This is a genomic window from Pseudarthrobacter woesei (assembly GCF_055412745.1).
Window position 1 is genome coordinate 50,587 of the sequence record NZ_JBVAYU010000012.1, and the last position, 17,889, is coordinate 68,475.

A 17,889-nucleotide genomic window follows, 5' to 3' on the forward strand; every position below is an offset into this window, starting at 1 on the left:
GGTGGACCGAGTCCCCGCCGAAAGGGATGCACCTCGCGAATGATAAGGAGTGCAGATGAACGACGCCCCGTCCTGGCAGTGGCCCGAGTCTCAATGGCGCGGTCACGTGAATAAGGTTCGCGCTGGACAGTCCCTGACCCACCCCGATCCTGCCCTGCGCTGGAAAGGCGGTGCGAAGGCGGCGGTCCTGCTGTCCTTCGACTCTGACCACGAGACCCCGTCCCTGCGCGATGGCGAGACGTCGCCGGGGAGGATGGCACAAGGGGAGTACGGCGCCCGGGTAGGCGTGCCGCGGATCCTCGAGATGCTCCGCCGCTATGAGGCCCCGGCTTCCTTCTACATTCCCGCGGTCTGCGCCCTGGTCCGCCCGGACGAGGTCCCCACCTATGTGGAACAGGGCCACGAGGTGGCAGTGCACGGCTGGATCCACGAGCGCAACACTCTGCTCAGCTACGAACAGGAGCTGGACCTGCTCGGACGCGCCACAGACGTGTTGCACAACCAGTCGGGAAGCCGCCCGGTCGGGATCCGGACGCCCTCCTGGGACTTCTCCGACTCCACCCTGGACGTCATCCGGGAACTCGGGTTCGTTTACGACTCCTCGCTGATGGCAGACGACGAACCGTACGAACTGCTGGCCGACGGCTCGCCGACAGGAATCGTGGAGATCCCGGTGGAGTGGATCCGCGATGACGCCCCGTACCTGATGATGGACCGCTTCTCCGGGCTCCGTCCCCATATGCCGCCGCGCCAGCTCGTCCAGATATGGAAGGACGAATTCGATGCAGCCTACGCGGAGGGCGGAGTATTCCAGCTCACCATGCACCCGCACATCATCGGACACCGCTCCCGGATGCTCGTCCTGGAGGACCTCCTGGAGCACATCCGCACGTTCAACGACGTCTGGATCACCACGCACGCAGACCTGGCAACGCACGTTGCATCCCAACTCACCACCAGGATGACCATCTCATGAGTGAACTTACGACACTGGAACCAGTCCACGACACCAAGCTCTCCGCCCGGGGACGCAAAGCCATCATTGCCGGTGGCATCGGCAACGCCGTTGAGTGGGTCGACTGGGCGGTCTACACCACATTCTCGTCGATCTTCGCCCACCACTTCTTCCCCAAGGGCGATCCCGTCGCCGCGCTCCTGGCAACCCTCGCGATTTTCGCTGTCGGGTTCGTGATGCGGCCCGTCGGCGCTGCGATCATGGGCGCTTACGCTGACCGCCACGGGCGCAAGAAGGGCCTAGTGCTGACGATCGGACTTATGGCCGGGGCCACAGCCGTCATCGGATTCGCTCCCACCTACGAAACGGTCGGCATCCTGTCCCCGATCATCCTTGTAGTCGCCCGGATGGTCCAGGGGTTCTCCGCCGGAGGCGAGTTCGGATCATCCTCGGCCTTCCTCGTTGAATCCGCCGCGCCGCGCCGCCGTGCCTTTGCCGGCTCGTGGCAGCAGGTTTCAGTCGGAGCCGGCGTCCTTCTGGCTTCCGGCATGGGCGCCATCATTACCTCGACACTGTCCAAAGAAGCCCTGGACAGCTGGGGCTGGCGCCTCGCGTTCATCGTTGCCGCGCTACTGGGCCTCGTAGGTCTTTGGCTACGCTCCTCGGTGGAAGAGACAGCCTCATTCGTCGACGCCAAGACCCGCAGCGAAGCCAGCGGCGAGAAGCGCGCCAACTCTGTCTTCACGATGTTCGTGAAGCACCCCAAGTCGACGCTCCGCGTCTTCGGCATCACCATCGCCGGAACTCTGCTCTACTACATGTGGGTTTCGTACATGCCCACTTACGCTGCTGTGGCCACCGGTATCCCCCTCAGCCAGGCACTCCTGGCCAACTTCATCGCCGTCGGGTTGTTCCTGGTCCTGCTGCCCTTCGCCGGAATCCTCTCGGACAAAATCGGCCGCAAGCCGACCATGACGGCCTTCGCAGCCGGGTTCCTTCTCTTTTCCTGGCCCGCTTTCGCCCTGCTGAACGGCAACTTCTGGATGCTCCTGCTGATCGAGGTCATCGGTATCATCCTGCTGTTGGGCTACTCCGCCAACTGCGCCGTGATCATGGCCGAGCAGTTCCCGGCCGAAGTCCGGGCCACCGGCATCGGCCTGCCCTACGCACTTGCCGTGGCGATCTTCGGCGGAACCGCACCGTACCTGACCACCTGGATGAACACCAACGGCTTGGGACAGTTCGTATGGCTGTACTGCGCCGCTGCCGCGGCGATCGGCGTCGTGGTCTACCTGACCATGCCGGAGACGAAAGGCAAGGACCTGGATTGAGCAGGCACGCAGTCATTACGGGCGCAGGCAGCGGGATTGGCCTGCAGGTTGCACAGCGATTCGCGGGTCTCGGTTTCCGACTCACCCTCGTGGACATCAACCCGGCACCGCTGGCCGAAGCCGCGGAAGCATGCCGGAAAGCCGGTTCGGAGGAAGTCAGCACCCTGATCGTGGACCTCGGCACGGACCTTGGCGCCGAGATGATGATCGCCGAGTCCTGGGCCACCGCCCCGGTGGACGTCCTGGTCAACTCAGCCGGCGTCTACCCGGCGACGCCGTTCCTCTCCCTGGATGCGGCGACGTGGGACAAGGTTTTGAACCTCAACACCAGAGCGCCCCTGCTGGCCACAGTAGCGCTGGCCCAGCGGGCCGTCGAAACAGGAAGGCCGGCCAGCGTTGTTAACATTTCCTCCGGAGCGGCGCTGCGTGCCCGTCCCGGCGCCGCACCCTACTCCACGTCCAAGGCCGCCCTTGAGATGGCCACTCGTGCTTCGGCGCTGGAGTTGGGCCAATACGGCATCCGGGTGAACGCCGTCGCCCCGGGCTTCGTCACCGTCAATAGCAGCGTCAATCCGGTCACCGAGGAATACGCTGCGGCAGTCTCCGGCAACCCGCTGGGACGTCGCGGTGAACCCGACGATATTGCCCGTGCCGTCGTGTGGCTGGCCGGGGATGAAGCCGCTTGGATCACCGGCGAGACCTTGCGCGTGGACGGAGGCTCCGCCACCGGAGCCTTGCACCTCCCGCTGCACTGGCCCGCCGGTGGCTGCGCCACTGAAAGCGACAGCGAATTGAAAGGAAGCCATGCAGGATAGCCCATACACAGTAGTAGGTGCTGGGGCCATCGGCGGCACGTTAGCCGCCCACCTGGACGCCCAGGGCGTCCCGGTCCAACTCGTCGATGCCGACGCAGCCCATGTCGGTGCGATCCGGCGGAACGGGCTGCAGATCGTCACGCCATCCGGAACGCTGGTGTCCAGGCTCCCTGTCTTCGGGCTGGACGATGCCCCGGAACAACTCGGGCGCGTACTGCTGGCGGTCAAAGCCCAGGCGACAAACAGCGCCGCCGCCTGGATTGCCCCGCGGCTGCACGAGGACGGCTACGTGGCCTCGATGCAGAACGGTCTGAACGAGGCGACAATCGCCGCCCACATCGGCGCCCACCGCACGGTGATTGCCTTTGTGGACCTCTTTGCGGACGTGCTGGACCCGGGCGTCATCAAAGACGGCGGCAGCGGAGCGATGGCACTGGGCGAATATGCCGGCGGCACCAGCGACCGGATTCGGCAGTTGGCCCACGACCTCCGCCATTGGGGCACTCCGACGGTGACGGACAACGTCGCCGGATTTCTTTGGTCCAAGCTCGGATTTGGGGCGATGCTGACCGCGACCGCGCTGGCCGACGCCGACATGAGCGAGCTCATTGACCGGCACCGGCCGGTCATGAACGGTCTCGCCGCCGAAGTCTTTGATGTGGCGTCGGCAGAGGGGGTCAGGCTTGAGGGCTTCGATGCTTTCGACCCGCAGAGTTTCGTGCGCGGCGCCGATCCCGAACGCAACGCCGCGGCCACGGATGATCTCATCAAGTGGCTCTCCACGCAGACCAAGACACGCTCCGGAATCTGGCGCGACATTGCCGTCCGGAAACGTCCCACGGAAGTGCCGACCCAATACGAACCCGTAATAGAAACCGGTGCAAAGCACGGCCTGAAGCTACCCCTCATTGAGGAGCTCGTAACCATGATCCGGCGGCTCGAAACCGGTTCAATCGTCATGGATGAAGAACACCTCACCGCCCTCGACCGGAAGGCCATCACCCGATGAGCACGCTGAAGGACCTGCCCGACTGGGTTCGCCTCAAACGGTCGGACATGGTCAAAGACCTGACCGCCTACGTTTCCCAGGAAACACCCTCGGATGACAAGGCGCTGCTCACCTCCGGTCTTGCCTGGGTGGAGGAGTGGCTGCAGAATCGGATCGGGGAACCGGCCTCCCGCCGACTCGTCGACGGGGGAAAGTGGGCCGATACTCTCGTCCTGGACTATCCATCGGACGACGGCGCGGCGGGCTGGATCACCGCCCTGTGCCACTACGACACGGTGTGGTCCGCGGGGACCCTCCGTGACTGGCCGGCAACTGTCGACGGGGACCGGTTTACGGGCCCCGGAGCCTTCGATATGAAGGGCGGGCTGGTGCAACTGGTGTGGGCGCTGAAGGCATCAAGGGAACTCGGTCTTCCCCGCCCGAACCTGCGGCTGGTCCTCAATGGGGACGAGGAAGTGGGCAGCCCGTCGTCGAGGCCGGTCATCGAGGCTGAAGTGGTCCGTGGAGATGCCGTTCTTGTGTTTGAAGCCAGCGCGGGAGGAGCACTGAAGACAGCCCGGAAGGGCGTGGGTATCTTCCAGGTCAAAGCCACCGGGCAGGAGGCACATGCCGGACTCGACCCCGAAGTGGGCGCCAGTGCCATCGATGAAATAGCACGCGTGATCGTACAGCTCCACGGTGAAACGGACCTCGACAAGGGAACCACCGTCAACGTCGGGCTGGTGCGAGGCGGGACCCGGACCAACGTCAAGGCCGGCTCCGCGACAGCAGACATCGACGTCCGCGTCTCCTCCGAGACGGAAGTGCAGCGCATCAACGGCGTGCTGAACAGTTTGAGCGCACGGAATGCCAACGCCAGCCTGGGCGTCACAGGCGGCTGGAACCGGCCGGTCATGGCTCGTTCCGCGCAGACGGCACGGCTGTTTGCCGAAGCCGAATACGTGGCCGATCAGCTCGGATTCCCTCTCGCAGAAACGTCCGTGGGCGGCGCCAGCGACGGCAACTTCGCCGCGGCGCTCGGACTGCCGGTCCTCGACGGACTCGGTGCAGTCGGCGACGGCGCCCACGCCCGGAACGAATGGATCAGCATCAACGGCATGCTCGAGCGGACATGCCTCGCCGCCGGGCTCCTTGCTGCCCTGGCAGAGGCCCCGGAGCGAAGCATCGGCGCTGTGGTGGGAGCAGCCGTCGGTTGAGAAGTCCGGCGGCGGGCAGCGGCTTCGGAACCACTGCCCGCCGTCGTCATGCATCACCACAGCATCACCACAGGGCCGACAACCTCGTTGGCCAGGACACCTGACTTGGAGAATGGATCGGAATGGATCGCGGAAGATTTGCCGAGCCGTTGAATCTGCGCGGAGTCAAAATTGCCAACAGGGTCTGGATGTCTCCAATGTGTCAGTACTCTGCCGGCCAGGACGGCGTGCCCACCAACTGGCACCGGGTGCACTATGGTTCCCGGGCAGTAGGCGGTGCGGGAATGATCATGGTGGAGTCCACCGCCGTCGGCCCCCGGCACCGAACGACGCCGCACGACCTCGGCATCTGGAGTACGGAGCAAGTCGAGGGGCACAGGATGCTTGCCTCGCAGATCAAGGAACTCGGGTCCGTCGCCGCCATACAGCTCAACAGCGCGGGCCGGAAGAGTTCACACAGGCAGCCCTGGGTCCAGAGCGGCCAGAACAGCGCCGTCCCGGTCCAGGACGGGGGATGGGTGCCGTTGGCTCCCTCTCCCAGGGCCTTCGGCAAACTGACTGCGCCCGAGGAAATGACAGCCGCGGACATTGACGAAGTCATTGACGCGTTCGCCGCCGCCACGTTAAACGCCGACGAAGCCGGCTACGACGTGGTGGAGATTCATGCCGCACACGGGTACTTGCTCCACCAGTTCCTGTCCCCGGTTTCGAATGGCCGCCAGGACAAGCATGGCGGATCGCTTGAGAACCGGATGCGACTCCCATTGCGGGTCGCCAAAGCCGTGCGTGATGCCTTCCCGCCCGAGAAACCCGTGCTTGTCCGGATGACGGCTACGGATTGGATTGAAGGGGGCATCACCCTCGATGAGGCAAAGGTGTTTGCGCAGCGACTGGGCCGACTGGGAATCGATCTACTCGACGTGACATCCGGGGCCTTGGCTGCAGACGCTCCGCCGCCGAACAGGCAGGGCCTGAACTTGGATTTCGCGGAGTCAATCAAGCAAGCTGCCGGAATCGCCGTGGCCCCGGTGGGGCAAATGGCGGACCCCGACCTCCTACGGAACGTCTTCGAGTCATCCACCGTCGATGCCGTGATCGTCGGAAGGGCACTGCTGCGCGATCCTTACTATGCGCTTCGGCTGGCCGGAGGCCAGCCCAAGGAATACTGGCCGAGTCAGTACCACCGAGCGCTGTAGTGCCGCCATACAACGCAGACAGCCGACACGTCATCGAGCAGCGCAAGAAGGACAACCCCGCCGCCTGGGACCAACACACGGAACCCCGCGCTTGATGGAGGTACGTGTGTTAGACACCGAGTCGGCGAGAGACCTGAAACGAACGGAGCTGCGCCCACGCGGACGGATCGCTTCAGCGATACGGCAGCGTCGGGCCCACGGGCTGGTTGTGTCAAGTATTTCTGGCCCGAGAGGTCTGATGACCCAGACGGCAAGCCACGCGGCATCAGGAACCTCGCCACACGTCACTCAGATCAACCTCTTTTGACTGATCGTGCGACACCGATAGCGGATCTTTCGTCGGGTCGTTGAGGGTCGGGGTCGGCCCACGAGCGTTCGGACGTCGGCGAATGCATTCGTCACGTTATCGTTGCTTCATCACATCTGCTCAGGAGGACGTGCGCCGTTCGTTATTGATTTCGAGAACGTTTCTACTGTCGGCCTGGAATCGTCTCCCGGCGCCGAGTCGCTTGCTGGGTTGCGAGCCAACGAGGGGCGCTACTACCGCAACAAGTATGACCACGTCTTCACGGTTAGCCCTGCAAGCGAGGTTCCGGGGGTGGGCGACCGGGTGAGCCGCATTCTAAGGGACGAGCGTGACATTGTCATCGGCTCCCGCCCGCTGGAAGCGACCGCCTTCAAGGTCGACGGGTTACGGATTGATTACGTGTTCTACGAGTCGGGGCTGTCGATCAACGTCTGTACAGCATCGAGGACGGCGGGAAGCGCGCGGTCGGATTCAAACTGGCCGAAGGCAGGGAGATTCCAGAGGAACTGGCTTCACGTTCTAAGTTCGCCCGCCAGAAATCAAAGCTGGCGGGCGTTATCCGCGGGCTCCTACTTCGTGATCAAGGGCGAGTACTGATCAGCGGACGTTCCGCGCCGACTGCCGCGCCCCGGGTGTGTTTTCCCCCGTATTGCTGACGGAATACATAGCCCTCATACTTGCCCCCGCGACTGTGCGCTGGTGATCGATCCGGGCATAGCGCCGCTCCTGGGCCGAGCATAGTGAGCCACAGGCCACAAAGGCCAGCTTGCCATTCACTGCAGGGGTCAGGGCCGGCCGCGGTAGCTTGCGCCTCAAAGGTGTGGCTGTCCATGACGTCCTGCTTGGAAACCTGGCTGCCAGGTTCTCCAGGCTGGCCGCGACGCCTTCCGGGCACCAACTGGGCGTGCAGGGTGGCGCGGGCCGAAACACCCCGGATTGGTCATCCCAAGCATTAGCAACGGCGCAACGCAGAGCCTTGGATTCCCCACTTTTTGTAAGGGCGGCTAGTGAGCGTCGGTCATGCCGCTACGTTCCCGTTTGCCTATGAGATGTTCGGAAAGGAGGAACGAACAGCCATGACCCATGTCGGCTCACAAACTGTGCAATGCCACCTCGGTGGGTGTTTGATGGCAGTCGTCACCGGCGCTTCGGAGAATATTAGGCCAGAGCGGAGCCACGTTACGCGCAGCGTGAAACTGTCGTGGCCCGCACTGTCACGGGAGACTTCTGGGCCCGGCAACGGATTGGGCAAAAATGAGGGTGTGCACAATGTGCACACCTTGGGCTTCGGACTGGGTCGTACCGGTTCCGGACTGGGCCGGATTGGCGATGTATTCGGGGGAGTGGCGGATTTTCAAGGGCTGGAACCCGGTTCGAGTCCCACCTCGGGCACAGTGTTTCCGCAGGTCAGGGGCTTTTTGGTGTTTTTTAGTGTGGACAGTGTCCACACTCTCGCCTGTGATGTGATGTGATGTGATGTGATGTTCCGGGTGTATGGGTCCCGGATAGACCTATTCGGTTGTGTGGGGGAGCGGCTCTCTACGGCGGACCGGGTATCGTCCCTTGGGGTGTCTTCATCCTAGTTCGTCCTTCCGTTTGGTTTTCGCGTTCACCACTTCATGGTGGCCGGGACCGTGCACAACATGATTTCCTGAGTGTTCTTTGGATCGACCCAGGTCTGCGGCCTGTCCGGAATTTCCGCTCTGATACCCGTTCATGCAGGAACGCGGGGGGAACGGCATGACTTGGCAACTGATCCGTAGCAGATCATGAGTTCGCTGAGCCTAGCCAGTCGGTAGGCGGGATCGGCCACGAGGGCGAGTCGTAGGAACTGGTGGTCCCCGCTGCCATGGCCTTCCAACCAGTTAACCCGCCGCCGCAGCCATCATTTTCCCGTCATCGTCGCATCCTGCGTCGCTGACCTCGCTGCTATGGCGGTGGGAGCTGGCCACGTTGCCCTCAATCAGATCCCGACGATCTCTACCTCTCCGGCGTCTACGCAGGCTGGGCGAGCAGCGCGGCGACGACCCAGACCGGATCTTTACCGATCACCAATGCGATAGTGGCGGTCGTGATCTGGAAATTTTGGGTGGCGCTTGCACCGGTGGGGGGACCGGCTTACGGGCGCTTTTCTCACCTCATAGAGCTTTGTTGCTGCACGGGGTCGGCCGGGCTAAGATTTTGAATCGAACTTGTAGGGGTGGTATGACGAACGAGCCCAAACCATTTGAAGTCCATGAGTCGGGGGCCCTGTTTCACGGGACGAAAGCGGACCTGGCAGTGGGTGACCTGTTGTTGCCCGGACGCGGCTCGAACTTCGAAGAAGGAAGGACCGCGAATCACGTCTACGTAACGGCAACCTTGGATGCCGCGACGTGGGGGGCTGAACTGGCCGCAGGGGAAGGCCGTGGACGGATCTACATCGTGGAACCGGCGGGCCCCCTCGAAGATGACCCCAACCTGACGGATAAGAAGTTCCCCGGCAATCCGACCCGGTCTTACCGCACTCGGGAACCGGTGGTGGTCGTCGGTGAACTCGTGGATTGGTTAGGGCACTCGCCCGATCAATTGCAGGCCATGCGAGAGGGCCTCGCCGACCTGAAACGTCGGGGCCAGGCGGTCATCTACGACTAGTAGACGCCCGGATCCAGATATGGCTGGCCGAATTGGACTTCAGCCCTGCCTGCCAGCTCGCCGTGGGCATTGATTCCTGTGCCGCTCGAACTTCATTCCCGCCGTCCAATCCTGCCTGTTCGAGAGAGTCGCCAGTGTCTGGCCTGCAGCGCCACGAAGTGTTGCTTCCGTCGGAGTCCCCGGTGGGGCGGTGACTGCCGGATATGGTCTTCCACCGGTGGTTTGTGCGCCACACTTAGTAGGTGCGTACTCTTGGTGTCGAGGAAGAATTTCTGATCGTGGATTCCCACAGCGGCAGGCCCCTGTCCTTGGCCGGAGAGGTACTGCGCCTTCATAACTCGGGCGATCGGGCACAGGTTCCTTCCGCCTACCCGATGCTGGCCGTGGAACTTCAGCAGGAACAACTCGAAGTCATCACCGGGCCGCACAGCAGCCTGAGCGCACTGGCCGCCGAAATACGCGCCGGCCGCTCCTACGCAGACTCTTTGGCGCGGACAGTGGGCGCCAGGATCTCTGCCCTGGCCACCTCCCCGCTGCCGGTCGCTCCGCAGCACACCCGCAACCTCCGTTACGATGCACTACTGGAAAAATTTGCCGTAACGGCCCGCGAGCAGCTGACGTGCGGATACCACGTCCATGTATCAGTCGGCTCGGATGAGGAAGGCGTCGCGATCCTGGACCGGATCCGCTCCTGGCTCCCGCCGCTCATAGCGTTAAGCTCGAATTCCCCCTTTTGGAACGGCGCCGACAGCGGCTACGCCAGCTTCCGTACGCAGGCCTGGAACCGGTGGTCCACGGCCGGTCCGTCGGACGTCTTCGGGTCGGCGGACGCCTACCACCGGCTGGTGGAGGGCCTGGCGGCCACCGGGGTGGTCACCAGTCCGGATTTTGACGCCCGCCTATCTGCCAGGCATCCAACTGTCGAAGTGAGGGTGTCCGATGTCTGTTCTGACGTCCGTGACGCCGTCGTCATCGCTGCCCTGGTCCGGGCTCTGGTGGAGACCGCCGCAAGGGAATGGAAGGGAGGCCAGGCTCCGGACATGGTTCCCGCCGCGATCCTGCGCCAGGGAGCCTGGCGGGCGAGCCGGTTCGGTGTCGGCGGGAACCTGCTCCACCCCACTGCCCACAAGCCTGATACGGCCAGAAATGTTGTTACCGCGCTCTTAGACCATGTCCGGGACGCCCTCGACGAGACCGGGGACGCAGCGTTCGTGGTGGAGTCACTGCAACGGATACTTGATCAAGGCACGGGCGCGACCCGGCAGCGGCAAGCCTACCAACGCAACGGCAGCTTCGCGGATGTCGTTGCCGACACCTCGGCCATGACCCACGAGGAGGCGGGCAACCGCCACCCCCGCTTGGAACGGCTCCTTGGATCCGTAGTTGACGCAAGCCGAGGTTCCGGACTGGCCGCATTGTCGCGCTGATTCGTTCGGCACCGTCCCGACTGGACAGGCATGGACTCAATTAGCTGTGCTGGCCGGGTCTTAGTGGCCCTTGTCATCGGCCCGTGATCCTCGCCATCGCGGACCGTGTGGCCGGTCGAACAGGCCGTGGTCCACATCTGCGTTGTTCGCCGCCGGGGAGATGTGTGGGTACACGGTCAGTGGCAACCTGCCCGGCGGCGTACTGGGCGAGTGCCAGGCCCGACAGGCAGGTCTATCCAATGCGGTGTCGCATTCCGTCTTGGTCAGAAAACCTGCTGTTCACCAAATGCGAAAGCACTAACGACGGCTGCTGCGTAAATATTGACGCCTTACGGCTGGCGAGGAACTACCGATATTGGATCTTCCGTCACTTAGCAGGTGTGAGGCCAACCCTGAGAACGGTGTGCGAAATCGGTCGTGCGAGGTTGTGAGCGGCGTCATCCAGAAAAGGCCGCCCATTCAGTGCCGTGATGCGGCGAGCACTGGCCCCGGACGTTAAGCCACGGAACCCTCATCCACCTATCTCAGATTCCGTCTTCTGGGGGCGAGGGTCCCAAAGGCTTCCACCGTGCCGCCGGCCGAGGATGGTGCCGTCGCTATGATTCCCTGATTGGAGCATGTCTCTGGTGAATACGCGGGGAGGGGCTCTTGTGGGGCGCCGCCCGGTCATGCGGCTGCCGGCCCATCGGACCATGAAAGGGATGAAGGGAGGTGGAATCGTAATGCAGAGCCTAGCGACCGACAGCCTTGCGAGGTCTGTCCAAGAGCCCGCACTGAGCGAGGACATGACAAGGTTGCTGCCGCACGTGGAGTCCTACGGCTTGTTCAACAATGTCGCGACGGAGAAATGCCGCACCCTGTCAATGCGGGGTGCGGCAGTTTGGGCGGCCTTGGTGGGGAGAATTGGGGTGTGGACAGTGTCCACACTTTGGGTCCCGGACTGGGCCGTACCGGTGCCGGACTGGCCCGTACTCAGCATGTTTCCGGGGGAGTCCAGTGTTTTCAAGGGCTGGAACCCGGTTCGAGTCCCACCTCGGGCACAGTGTTTTCCCTGTTCAGGGACCTTTTTGGTGTTTTTTCGTGTGCACATTGTGCACACTCTTGCCTCTGATCTGATGTTCCGGGTGTGTGGGGTCCCGGAAACGGCCTATTCGGTTGTGTGGGGGAGCGGATGCCTATGGGGACCGGGTACTGCCCTGTGGGGTCTCTTCTGGGTGTTCATCCTCGTTCGTCCTTCCGTCGGGTTTTCGCTTTCACCAATTCATTGCGGCCAGGGCCGCGTACAACATGACTTTCTGATTATTCTTTAGATCGACCCAGGGTTGCGGCCGGCCCGGAATTTCAGCTGTGATACAGGTTCATGCAGGACTGCAGGGGGAACGGCATGACATGGCAACTGATCCGGAGCAGACCATGAGCTCGCTGAGCCTGGCCAATCGGCATGCGGGGCCGGCCTCGAGGCGAGTTGCAGGAACTGGTGGAACCTGTTGCCATGGCCTTCCCACCAGTAACCCGCCGCCGCAGCCATCATTCTTCCCGTCATCGCCGCATCCGGCTTCCGGGTATCCGGCGTCGCTGTCCTCCGCGGTTTCGGTGGTGGACCCCCGACGATCTCTGCCCCCGCGGGCGTCAACGCATGCTTAGCGAGCAGCGCTGCGACGACCCAGACCGGATCGTTACCGATCGCCTGTGCGATCGCGGCGGTCGTTCGTGGATACGCGAGGGCATCAGATGAGGAGTCCGGTCATGGTGTTGAAACTACCGTTTAGCCCCAGAAACCGCCCCCATCCACGGGCTTTTGCGGGTACACTCCTGCAGTTCCGCGGGGAGTCCTACAGAGTCAAAAATGCCCTGATGAAGTAGGCCGAACACCAAGAGGGCAGGAAACCGGGCCCACACGGCCGAATTACAAGCGCTGAAATGGCCGACGTAAAGTTGACGAAACACACTTTCGTATTCCCAGCTAAACCTTGGGCGTTAGGGGATCAAAATTGAGGTTCCGGCTGGCAGAATCATCCAGCCGGACCCCATGGGTACGGGCGTGCCGCAGCGTAACCGCCGCATTGGTGCCGCACCGTGTTTGCCGCTATGTTCAGGACTTGCAGCTCCACCCCTTTGAAAAGCGGAGTTTGCTCGGTTCCTGTTTTATGGCTTGGCGTAGTCGGCGAATCCTTGCCAGTCGATGATGACGCAGGGCTCGTCTCCAAGGACCCAGGCGTCATGCCCCGGTGCCATGATGGCGAAATCGCCCTGGCCGTACTCCATTTCTTCGCCGTCGTTCATAACGACCTTCATTCGACCGGAAATGAAGTATCCCAAGTGGGCGGCCTGACAGCTTTCGGTCTTGGCGATTGGTTTGACATGCTCGGACCAGCGCCATCCGGGCAGGAACGTGGCTCGGCCCACGGCGCCCTGTTCCAGATTGACGAGTTGGAGCTGGCCCTTTCCGTTTTCGAAGGGACGCGTCTCCTCGGGTGAGTCGAGGCTCATACGAATTAATCCTGGCATCTTGACCTCCTATGATCGGCACTGCAGCGTTATCGGGTGAGGTTCCGGCAGCAACCTTGGGGTTGTTTACCCGGTTGCCTCATGTCTGCTTGAGCTGGGAGGGCCTCTGCGGACGGGCGTCAACGCAATAGGCTATAAACAGATACATAGACCTAATCGCCCCATTTGTCCAGAGCAACGGGTGCGCCTTTTCAAGCGGTGCCCCAAACCGTCCAGGAGGGTGTCGGTTGGAATGAAGGGGATGTGGAATCGTTATGCAGAGCCTGGAGACTTACTGCGCCGTGCGGGCGTGTCCGGGCGGCCGCACCGAGCGCGGGCAGGACCCGGTTGCAGCCGCGGGTGAACTTCTCCGGCAGGATCAAGTTTTTCAGGGCAAAGAAGCGCCGCGCCCTGTCACTGCGGGGTGCAGCTGTTTGGGGGAGGCCTCTGGTGGGGAGAAGTGGGGGTGTGGACAGTGTCCACACTTTGGGTCTCGGACTGGGTCGTACCGGGGCCGGACTGGGCCGGATTCCTTATGTTTCGGCGGGAGTCCAGTGTTTGCAGGGACTGGAACCCGGTTCGAGTCCCACCTCGGGCACAGTGTTTCCGCAGTTCAGTGGCTTTTTTCGTGTTTCTTCGTGGGGACAGTGTCCACACTCTCGTCTCTGATCTGATGTTCGGGGTGTGTGGGGTCCCGGAACGGCTTATTCGGTTGTGTGGGGGAGCGGCTGTCTACGGCGGACCGGGTGCCGCCCTGTGGGGTCTCTTCTGGGTGTTCATCCTCGTTCGTCCTTCCGTTGGGTTTTCGCGTTCACTACTTCATGGTGGCCAGGGCCGCTTACAACATGATTTGCTGAATATTCTTTGGATTGATCTTGGGTTGCGGCCTGTGCGGATTTTCCGCTCTGATACCTGTTCATGCAGGAACACGGGGGAACGGCATGACATGGACTCTTCAGCGAGCTGATGATCAGCGAGCTGATCATGAGCTCGCTGAGCCTGGCCAGTCGGTAGCCGGGGCCTGCCTCGAGGGCGAGTTGCAAGGAGGAGGGGGTCTGGTGCTGCTGCGTGTGCATGCGTGTAGCAGCGGCTGCTCTGCCCAGTCGACCCGTGACCAGTGTGGCTTGCTGTGCGTCTGGGCCAGGAGGACACGGTCCACGGGTTCGTCGATTCCGGGGATGTCTGCCATGAGTTGATCCCGGATGGTGGGGAACTGGAGACCTGCGATCAGGCTGATGATTCGCTCGTCGGCCGGGAAGGATTTCGCCTCCAGCATTTCCGTCCACAGCGTCCGGGCCCTGTCCATGGCGTCTCGGCTGTTGAGGCTCTGCATCGATTTCACGCAATTTTCGACGGCGTCCGCGGTCTGTGTTTTCTTTGTTCGAGGCCGGCAAAGTGATGCGGTTGGTAGGGGCGATGGTGCTGCCGCGGTAGACAAACTCGGCGTTGATCTGGCTGGACTGCGTCGACGATAGAGGCAGCGATGGTCCGGCCGTGGGATCGCCGTCGTATTGCGAAACTGCATCGTCTCCCACGAGGAGCCCGTCACGGATGGTCATCCCCCGCTCGGCGAGGGCGCCCGTCAGGGCTGCGATGGTTGCGGCGTGCGGCCTGGTATATCCGGACTGGGCGGGCACCGATGTGTACAGGGCGAAGACAACGCTGGCGGCTTTGGCGTCATGGGCTAAGTATTCGGCGATGGTTTGTGAATAGCTGATTTCTGCTCCAGGCTTCGGCAGGTCAACGCGCAGGGTGGCTCCGACGTGGTTGTCGACGAGGGTGATGCAGACGAGGCTTTCCCGGGGCCAAAACCCCAGGGTGTGTCCGACGAAGCTGAGAACGTCGGCGGGCGATTTGATGGTGAACGTTTCCATGTTCCTTCTCCTTCAGCGACTGGCAGGCACCGGTCGTGCTCGTCAGATTTCGGCGTCGTTCTGATAGAGGAGTCACCGCTGGGTACGAGGGGCCGGAGTGCAACGTGGGGAACCGGGAGCAAGCCAACATTTCGCGAGGAAACAAGCGACGGAGGAGCGCCGAGCGAAATGTTGGATCACGACCGGCGCAGTGCGCCCTGGTTGCGCGGAGGTCCTGCCCAGCGATGATGGGGATCAGAATGAAAAACAGCGAAGATGCTTCTGGTCGTTCATGGACGGGATGCGCTGGCGCGGCATGACGCCGGTAGTCCCTTTGCTCTGCTGGAAGCTACCGTGTTCGCTGTGCGCCGGAAGCCGCTTCCATGGCGTGTTCGGCGCGTACGACGACGGCGCGGTCGCGGGGCGTTGCAGCGCCTCAGACGCCCTGTAGAAAGTATTCGCGAATTCAATAGCTGTCGTTAGCTGTCGAGTTGGGCGCCTGAGGCCGAGCGGGACGTAATGACCCAGGAGTCAAGGGTTGGCGCCATGTGGGCACTAGTGCTGGCTAAACCTTGTTCAGAGGTATGTCTTGCCCCAAGTTCCATCTGCGCGGCGCCTATTGCTCCATGTGGGGCAGCTGTGTACGGGTGACTGCACGGAACGGGCTTGGAGGCTTTGTCTTTGTGAACAGTTGGGCGTGTGCCCTCAGGTCTACGTGGCCGCGGATGTAGCACGCGGCCTGGTTGGGACTGGATCTTCTAGAGCCGGAAGAGTGGTTCGACCTGCACACGCAGGCGTTCGTGGAGTCTCTCCCAGAGGTCTTCTGGCCGGAATGCGCGGACTGGGGTGCGCAGGACTTCGTGGATATATGTGCCATTACAGTTCTGCGCGACTGTCGCTGAGTCGACGTGGGCGGTGAGGTGTCCGGCTTCCCTTGCACTATCAAGGATCGATGATGTCAGAGCGATGATCCTGTCGCCCTGGGCGATGCTTTGGGCACCGAGCTGGCTGCCGGCCTTGAAGCCGTAGTGCAGGTAGCTGGTGACGTTCTCCGGATCGGTTGAGTAGAACTGGGCCCGCGCCCGGAAGATGGCGTAGATCCGCTCGACGTAATCCCATGCAGTGGAAGTATGGGCGGCCTTTTCCTTGTCTGCGTCCTCGATGGCCTCAATCGCCATGTCCATGCGTTCGCCGATAACCAGAAGGAGCAGCTCGTGCTTGTTACTGACGTAGCGGAAGAGGGTCGCTTCCCCGACCCCGGCAAGTTCGGCCACTTCCTTGGTGGTAGTTTGCTCGTAGCCTCGCTGGTTGAAGAGTTGCTCAGCTGCGGCGCGGATGTTCCTGTAGCGCTCCAGTCGGGCCTTCTCACGTAGCCCGACGTGGGCACCGGACGCCGTGGTCTCCGAAGTCGTCGTCTTCATCCTTTATTTACGCCCCTGTCAGCGGTTGGTACGGGGTGGCCGTTCGCTGCCGCCGGGCTGTAAGTCCTGGTGCCAACAACTTCAATTGAACATCACGATCTGGCGGATGGCGTTTCCATCGGCGAGTTCATCCATCGCCTCATTGATCTGGTCCAGGGTGATCACCGACGAGGCCAGCTTTTCGACCGGCAACCTTCCTTCGCGCCACATCTGAGCGTAGACCGGAATGTCGCGGGCGGGCACTGCGGAGCCCAGGTAGGAACCGATGATGGTGCGGGCTTCGGCTGTAATCCCGAGCGGTTCAATGGATGACAGCGCTCCGGGAGCTGGAAGTCCAACAGTCACCGTGATGCCGCCGGGCGCCGTGGCTTGTACGGCGGCTTCGAAGGCCCGGGGGTGGCCCGCTGCCTCGATGACGAGGTCGGCGCGGATGCTAAGTTCTTCGGCTTCACCGGGAGAGTACGTTTCTGTTGCCCCCAGTTCCCGCGCTGCGATCAGTTTGGCCGGGTTCGCGTCGATGCCGATGATCCGGGCGGGTTCAGCCCACGCTGAGGAGACTGCGACGGCGGTCAGCAGCGCTGCCATGCCAACTCCTCCGAGGCCGACGATCATGATGTCCTGCCCCTCCTGGGGGTTGCCCGCGTTGATGACGGCCCCGCCTCCGGTCAGCACGGCGCAGCCAAGAAGTGCAGCGACCGACGGCGGTACGTCGCTTCCGACCGGAACAACCGAGCGCCGGCTGAGCACGGCATGCGTTGCAAAGCCGGAGACTCCGAGGTGGTGACGGACCGGCTGGCCGGCGCGCGTCAGGCGGGTGGGTCCGCCGGGCAGTGTTCCGGCCCCGTTGGATTCCGTTCCGACGCTGCAAGGCAGTTTGCCCCCGGTGCGGCAGTTGGGGCACTCCTCGCAGCGCGGCAGGAAAACCGTGACCACCCGCTGGCCCGGTTCAAGGTCATCGACACCCGCGCCGACACTGACGACCGTACCGGCGGCCTCGTGGCCGAGCAGCATGGGCAGCGGACGGGGGCGGTCGCCGTTGACGACAGAGAGGTCCGAGTGGCAGATGCCCGCAGCCTCCATCCGGATCAGGACTTCCTGCGGCCCCGGCCCGGCGAGGTCAAGCTCCGCAACGGAAAGCGGGCGGGACTGGGCGTACGGACGGGGGGAGCCGATGGTCTCAAGGACCGCGCCGGTAATCTTCATTGTTTCCCTTCCAGGGATTGTGTTTCGGATCACTCCTATGCTTTTATGAGAGTGT

At 62.8% G+C, this 17,889-nt stretch carries 12 protein-coding genes and 1 pseudogene; 9 read left to right on the forward strand and 4 right to left on the reverse strand.

What is annotated here, in order from left to right:
- The first annotated feature begins 106 nt into the window (after positions 1–106).
- From ACZYZE_RS15590 to ACZYZE_RS15630, 9 genes and pseudogenes are all read left to right on the forward strand, one after another.
- Positions 107–976 (forward strand): polysaccharide deacetylase family protein, encoded by an 870-nt coding sequence (locus tag ACZYZE_RS15590; protein WP_463908694.1) that lies wholly within the window; start codon positions 107–109, stop codon positions 974–976.
- The gene (locus ACZYZE_RS15595) at positions 973–2,286 is read left to right on the forward strand and encodes an MFS transporter (RefSeq protein WP_463908696.1); all 1,314 of its coding nucleotides are present in this window, start codon (positions 973–975) and stop codon (positions 2,284–2,286) included. Before ACZYZE_RS15590 ends, ACZYZE_RS15595 begins: the two co-directional genes overlap by 4 nt.
- Entirely contained in the window at positions 2,283–3,101 is an 819-nt protein-coding gene (locus ACZYZE_RS15600) for an SDR family NAD(P)-dependent oxidoreductase (protein WP_463908698.1), read from the forward strand. The genes ACZYZE_RS15595 and ACZYZE_RS15600 overlap by 4 nt, the downstream gene beginning before the upstream one ends.
- Positions 3,091–4,110 (forward strand): ketopantoate reductase family protein, encoded by a 1,020-nt coding sequence (locus tag ACZYZE_RS15605; protein ID WP_463908700.1) that lies wholly within the window; start codon positions 3,091–3,093, stop codon positions 4,108–4,110. The genes ACZYZE_RS15600 and ACZYZE_RS15605 overlap by 11 nt, the downstream gene beginning before the upstream one ends.
- Complete coding sequence (locus ACZYZE_RS15610) at positions 4,107–5,306, forward strand: M20 family metallopeptidase (protein WP_463908702.1); 1,200 nt, start codon at positions 4,107–4,109, stop codon at positions 5,304–5,306. Before ACZYZE_RS15605 ends, ACZYZE_RS15610 begins: the two co-directional genes overlap by 4 nt.
- A 122-nt stretch (positions 5,307–5,428) precedes the next feature.
- Positions 5,429–6,502 (forward strand): NADH:flavin oxidoreductase/NADH oxidase, encoded by a 1,074-nt coding sequence (locus ACZYZE_RS15615; protein ID WP_463908704.1) that lies wholly within the window; start codon positions 5,429–5,431, stop codon positions 6,500–6,502.
- Positions 6,503–6,923: 421 nt separating this feature from the next.
- Positions 6,924–7,406, forward strand: a pseudogene (locus tag ACZYZE_RS15620) (DUF8821 family protein).
- Between the two features lie 1,608 nt (positions 7,407–9,014).
- On the forward strand, positions 9,015–9,443 hold the full coding sequence (arr, locus tag ACZYZE_RS15625; protein ID WP_463908706.1) for an NAD(+)--rifampin ADP-ribosyltransferase: 429 nt from the start codon (positions 9,015–9,017) through the stop codon (positions 9,441–9,443).
- Positions 9,444–9,685: 242 nt separating this feature from the next.
- Positions 9,686–10,870 (forward strand): glutamate--cysteine ligase, encoded by a 1,185-nt coding sequence (locus ACZYZE_RS15630; protein WP_463908708.1) that lies wholly within the window; start codon positions 9,686–9,688, stop codon positions 10,868–10,870.
- 2,145 nt (positions 10,871–13,015) lie between these two features.
- On the opposite strand, the gene ACZYZE_RS15635 is transcribed toward ACZYZE_RS15630, so the two are convergent.
- From ACZYZE_RS15635 to ACZYZE_RS15650, 4 genes are all read right to left on the reverse strand, one after another.
- The gene (locus ACZYZE_RS15635; protein ID WP_463908710.1) at positions 13,016–13,360 is read right to left on the reverse strand and encodes a cupin domain-containing protein; all 345 of its coding nucleotides are present in this window, start codon (positions 13,358–13,360) and stop codon (positions 13,016–13,018) included.
- 773 nt (positions 13,361–14,133) lie between these two features.
- Positions 14,134–15,231 (reverse strand): DUF4192 family protein, encoded by a 1,098-nt coding sequence (locus ACZYZE_RS15640; protein WP_463908712.1) that lies wholly within the window; start codon positions 15,229–15,231, stop codon positions 14,134–14,136.
- A 737-nt stretch (positions 15,232–15,968) separates the two neighbouring features.
- Positions 15,969–16,631 carry a TetR/AcrR family transcriptional regulator gene (locus ACZYZE_RS15645; protein WP_463908714.1) on the reverse strand — a complete coding sequence of 221 codons (663 nt, stop codon included), beginning with the start codon at positions 16,629–16,631 and terminating at the stop codon, positions 15,969–15,971.
- Between the two features lie 81 nt (positions 16,632–16,712).
- Positions 16,713–17,834, reverse strand: coding sequence for an alcohol dehydrogenase catalytic domain-containing protein (locus ACZYZE_RS15650; RefSeq protein ID WP_463908716.1), 1,122 nt, complete (start codon positions 17,832–17,834; stop codon positions 16,713–16,715).
- Positions 17,835–17,889: the final 55 nt, after the last annotated feature.

What these genes read in the sequence shown, in the direction of transcription:
- ACZYZE_RS15605 (WP_463908700.1), top strand. Translation starts at nt 3,091, where the DNA reads ATGCAGGATAGCCCATACACAGTAGTAGGTGCTGGGGCCATCGGCGGC.
- ACZYZE_RS15610 (WP_463908702.1), top strand. Translation starts at nt 4,107, where the DNA reads ATGAGCACGCTGAAGGACCTGCCCGACTGGGTTCGCCTCAAACGGTCG.
- ACZYZE_RS15640 (WP_463908712.1), bottom strand. Translation starts at nt 15,231, where the DNA reads ATGGAAACGTTCACCATCAAATCGCCCGCCGACGTTCTCAGCTTCGTC.
- arr (WP_463908706.1), top strand. Translation starts at nt 9,015, where the DNA reads ATGACGAACGAGCCCAAACCATTTGAAGTCCATGAGTCGGGGGCCCTG.
- ACZYZE_RS15635 (WP_463908710.1), bottom strand. Translation starts at nt 13,360, where the DNA reads ATGAGCCTCGACTCACCCGAGGAGACGCGTCCCTTCGAAAACGGAAAG.
- ACZYZE_RS15595 (WP_463908696.1), top strand. Translation starts at nt 973, where the DNA reads ATGAGTGAACTTACGACACTGGAACCAGTCCACGACACCAAGCTCTCC.
- ACZYZE_RS15615 (WP_463908704.1), top strand. Translation starts at nt 5,429, where the DNA reads ATGGATCGCGGAAGATTTGCCGAGCCGTTGAATCTGCGCGGAGTCAAA.
- ACZYZE_RS15645 (WP_463908714.1), bottom strand. Translation starts at nt 16,631, where the DNA reads ATGAAGACGACGACTTCGGAGACCACGGCGTCCGGTGCCCACGTCGGG.
- ACZYZE_RS15650 (WP_463908716.1), bottom strand. Translation starts at nt 17,834, where the DNA reads ATGAAGATTACCGGCGCGGTCCTTGAGACCATCGGCTCCCCCCGTCCG.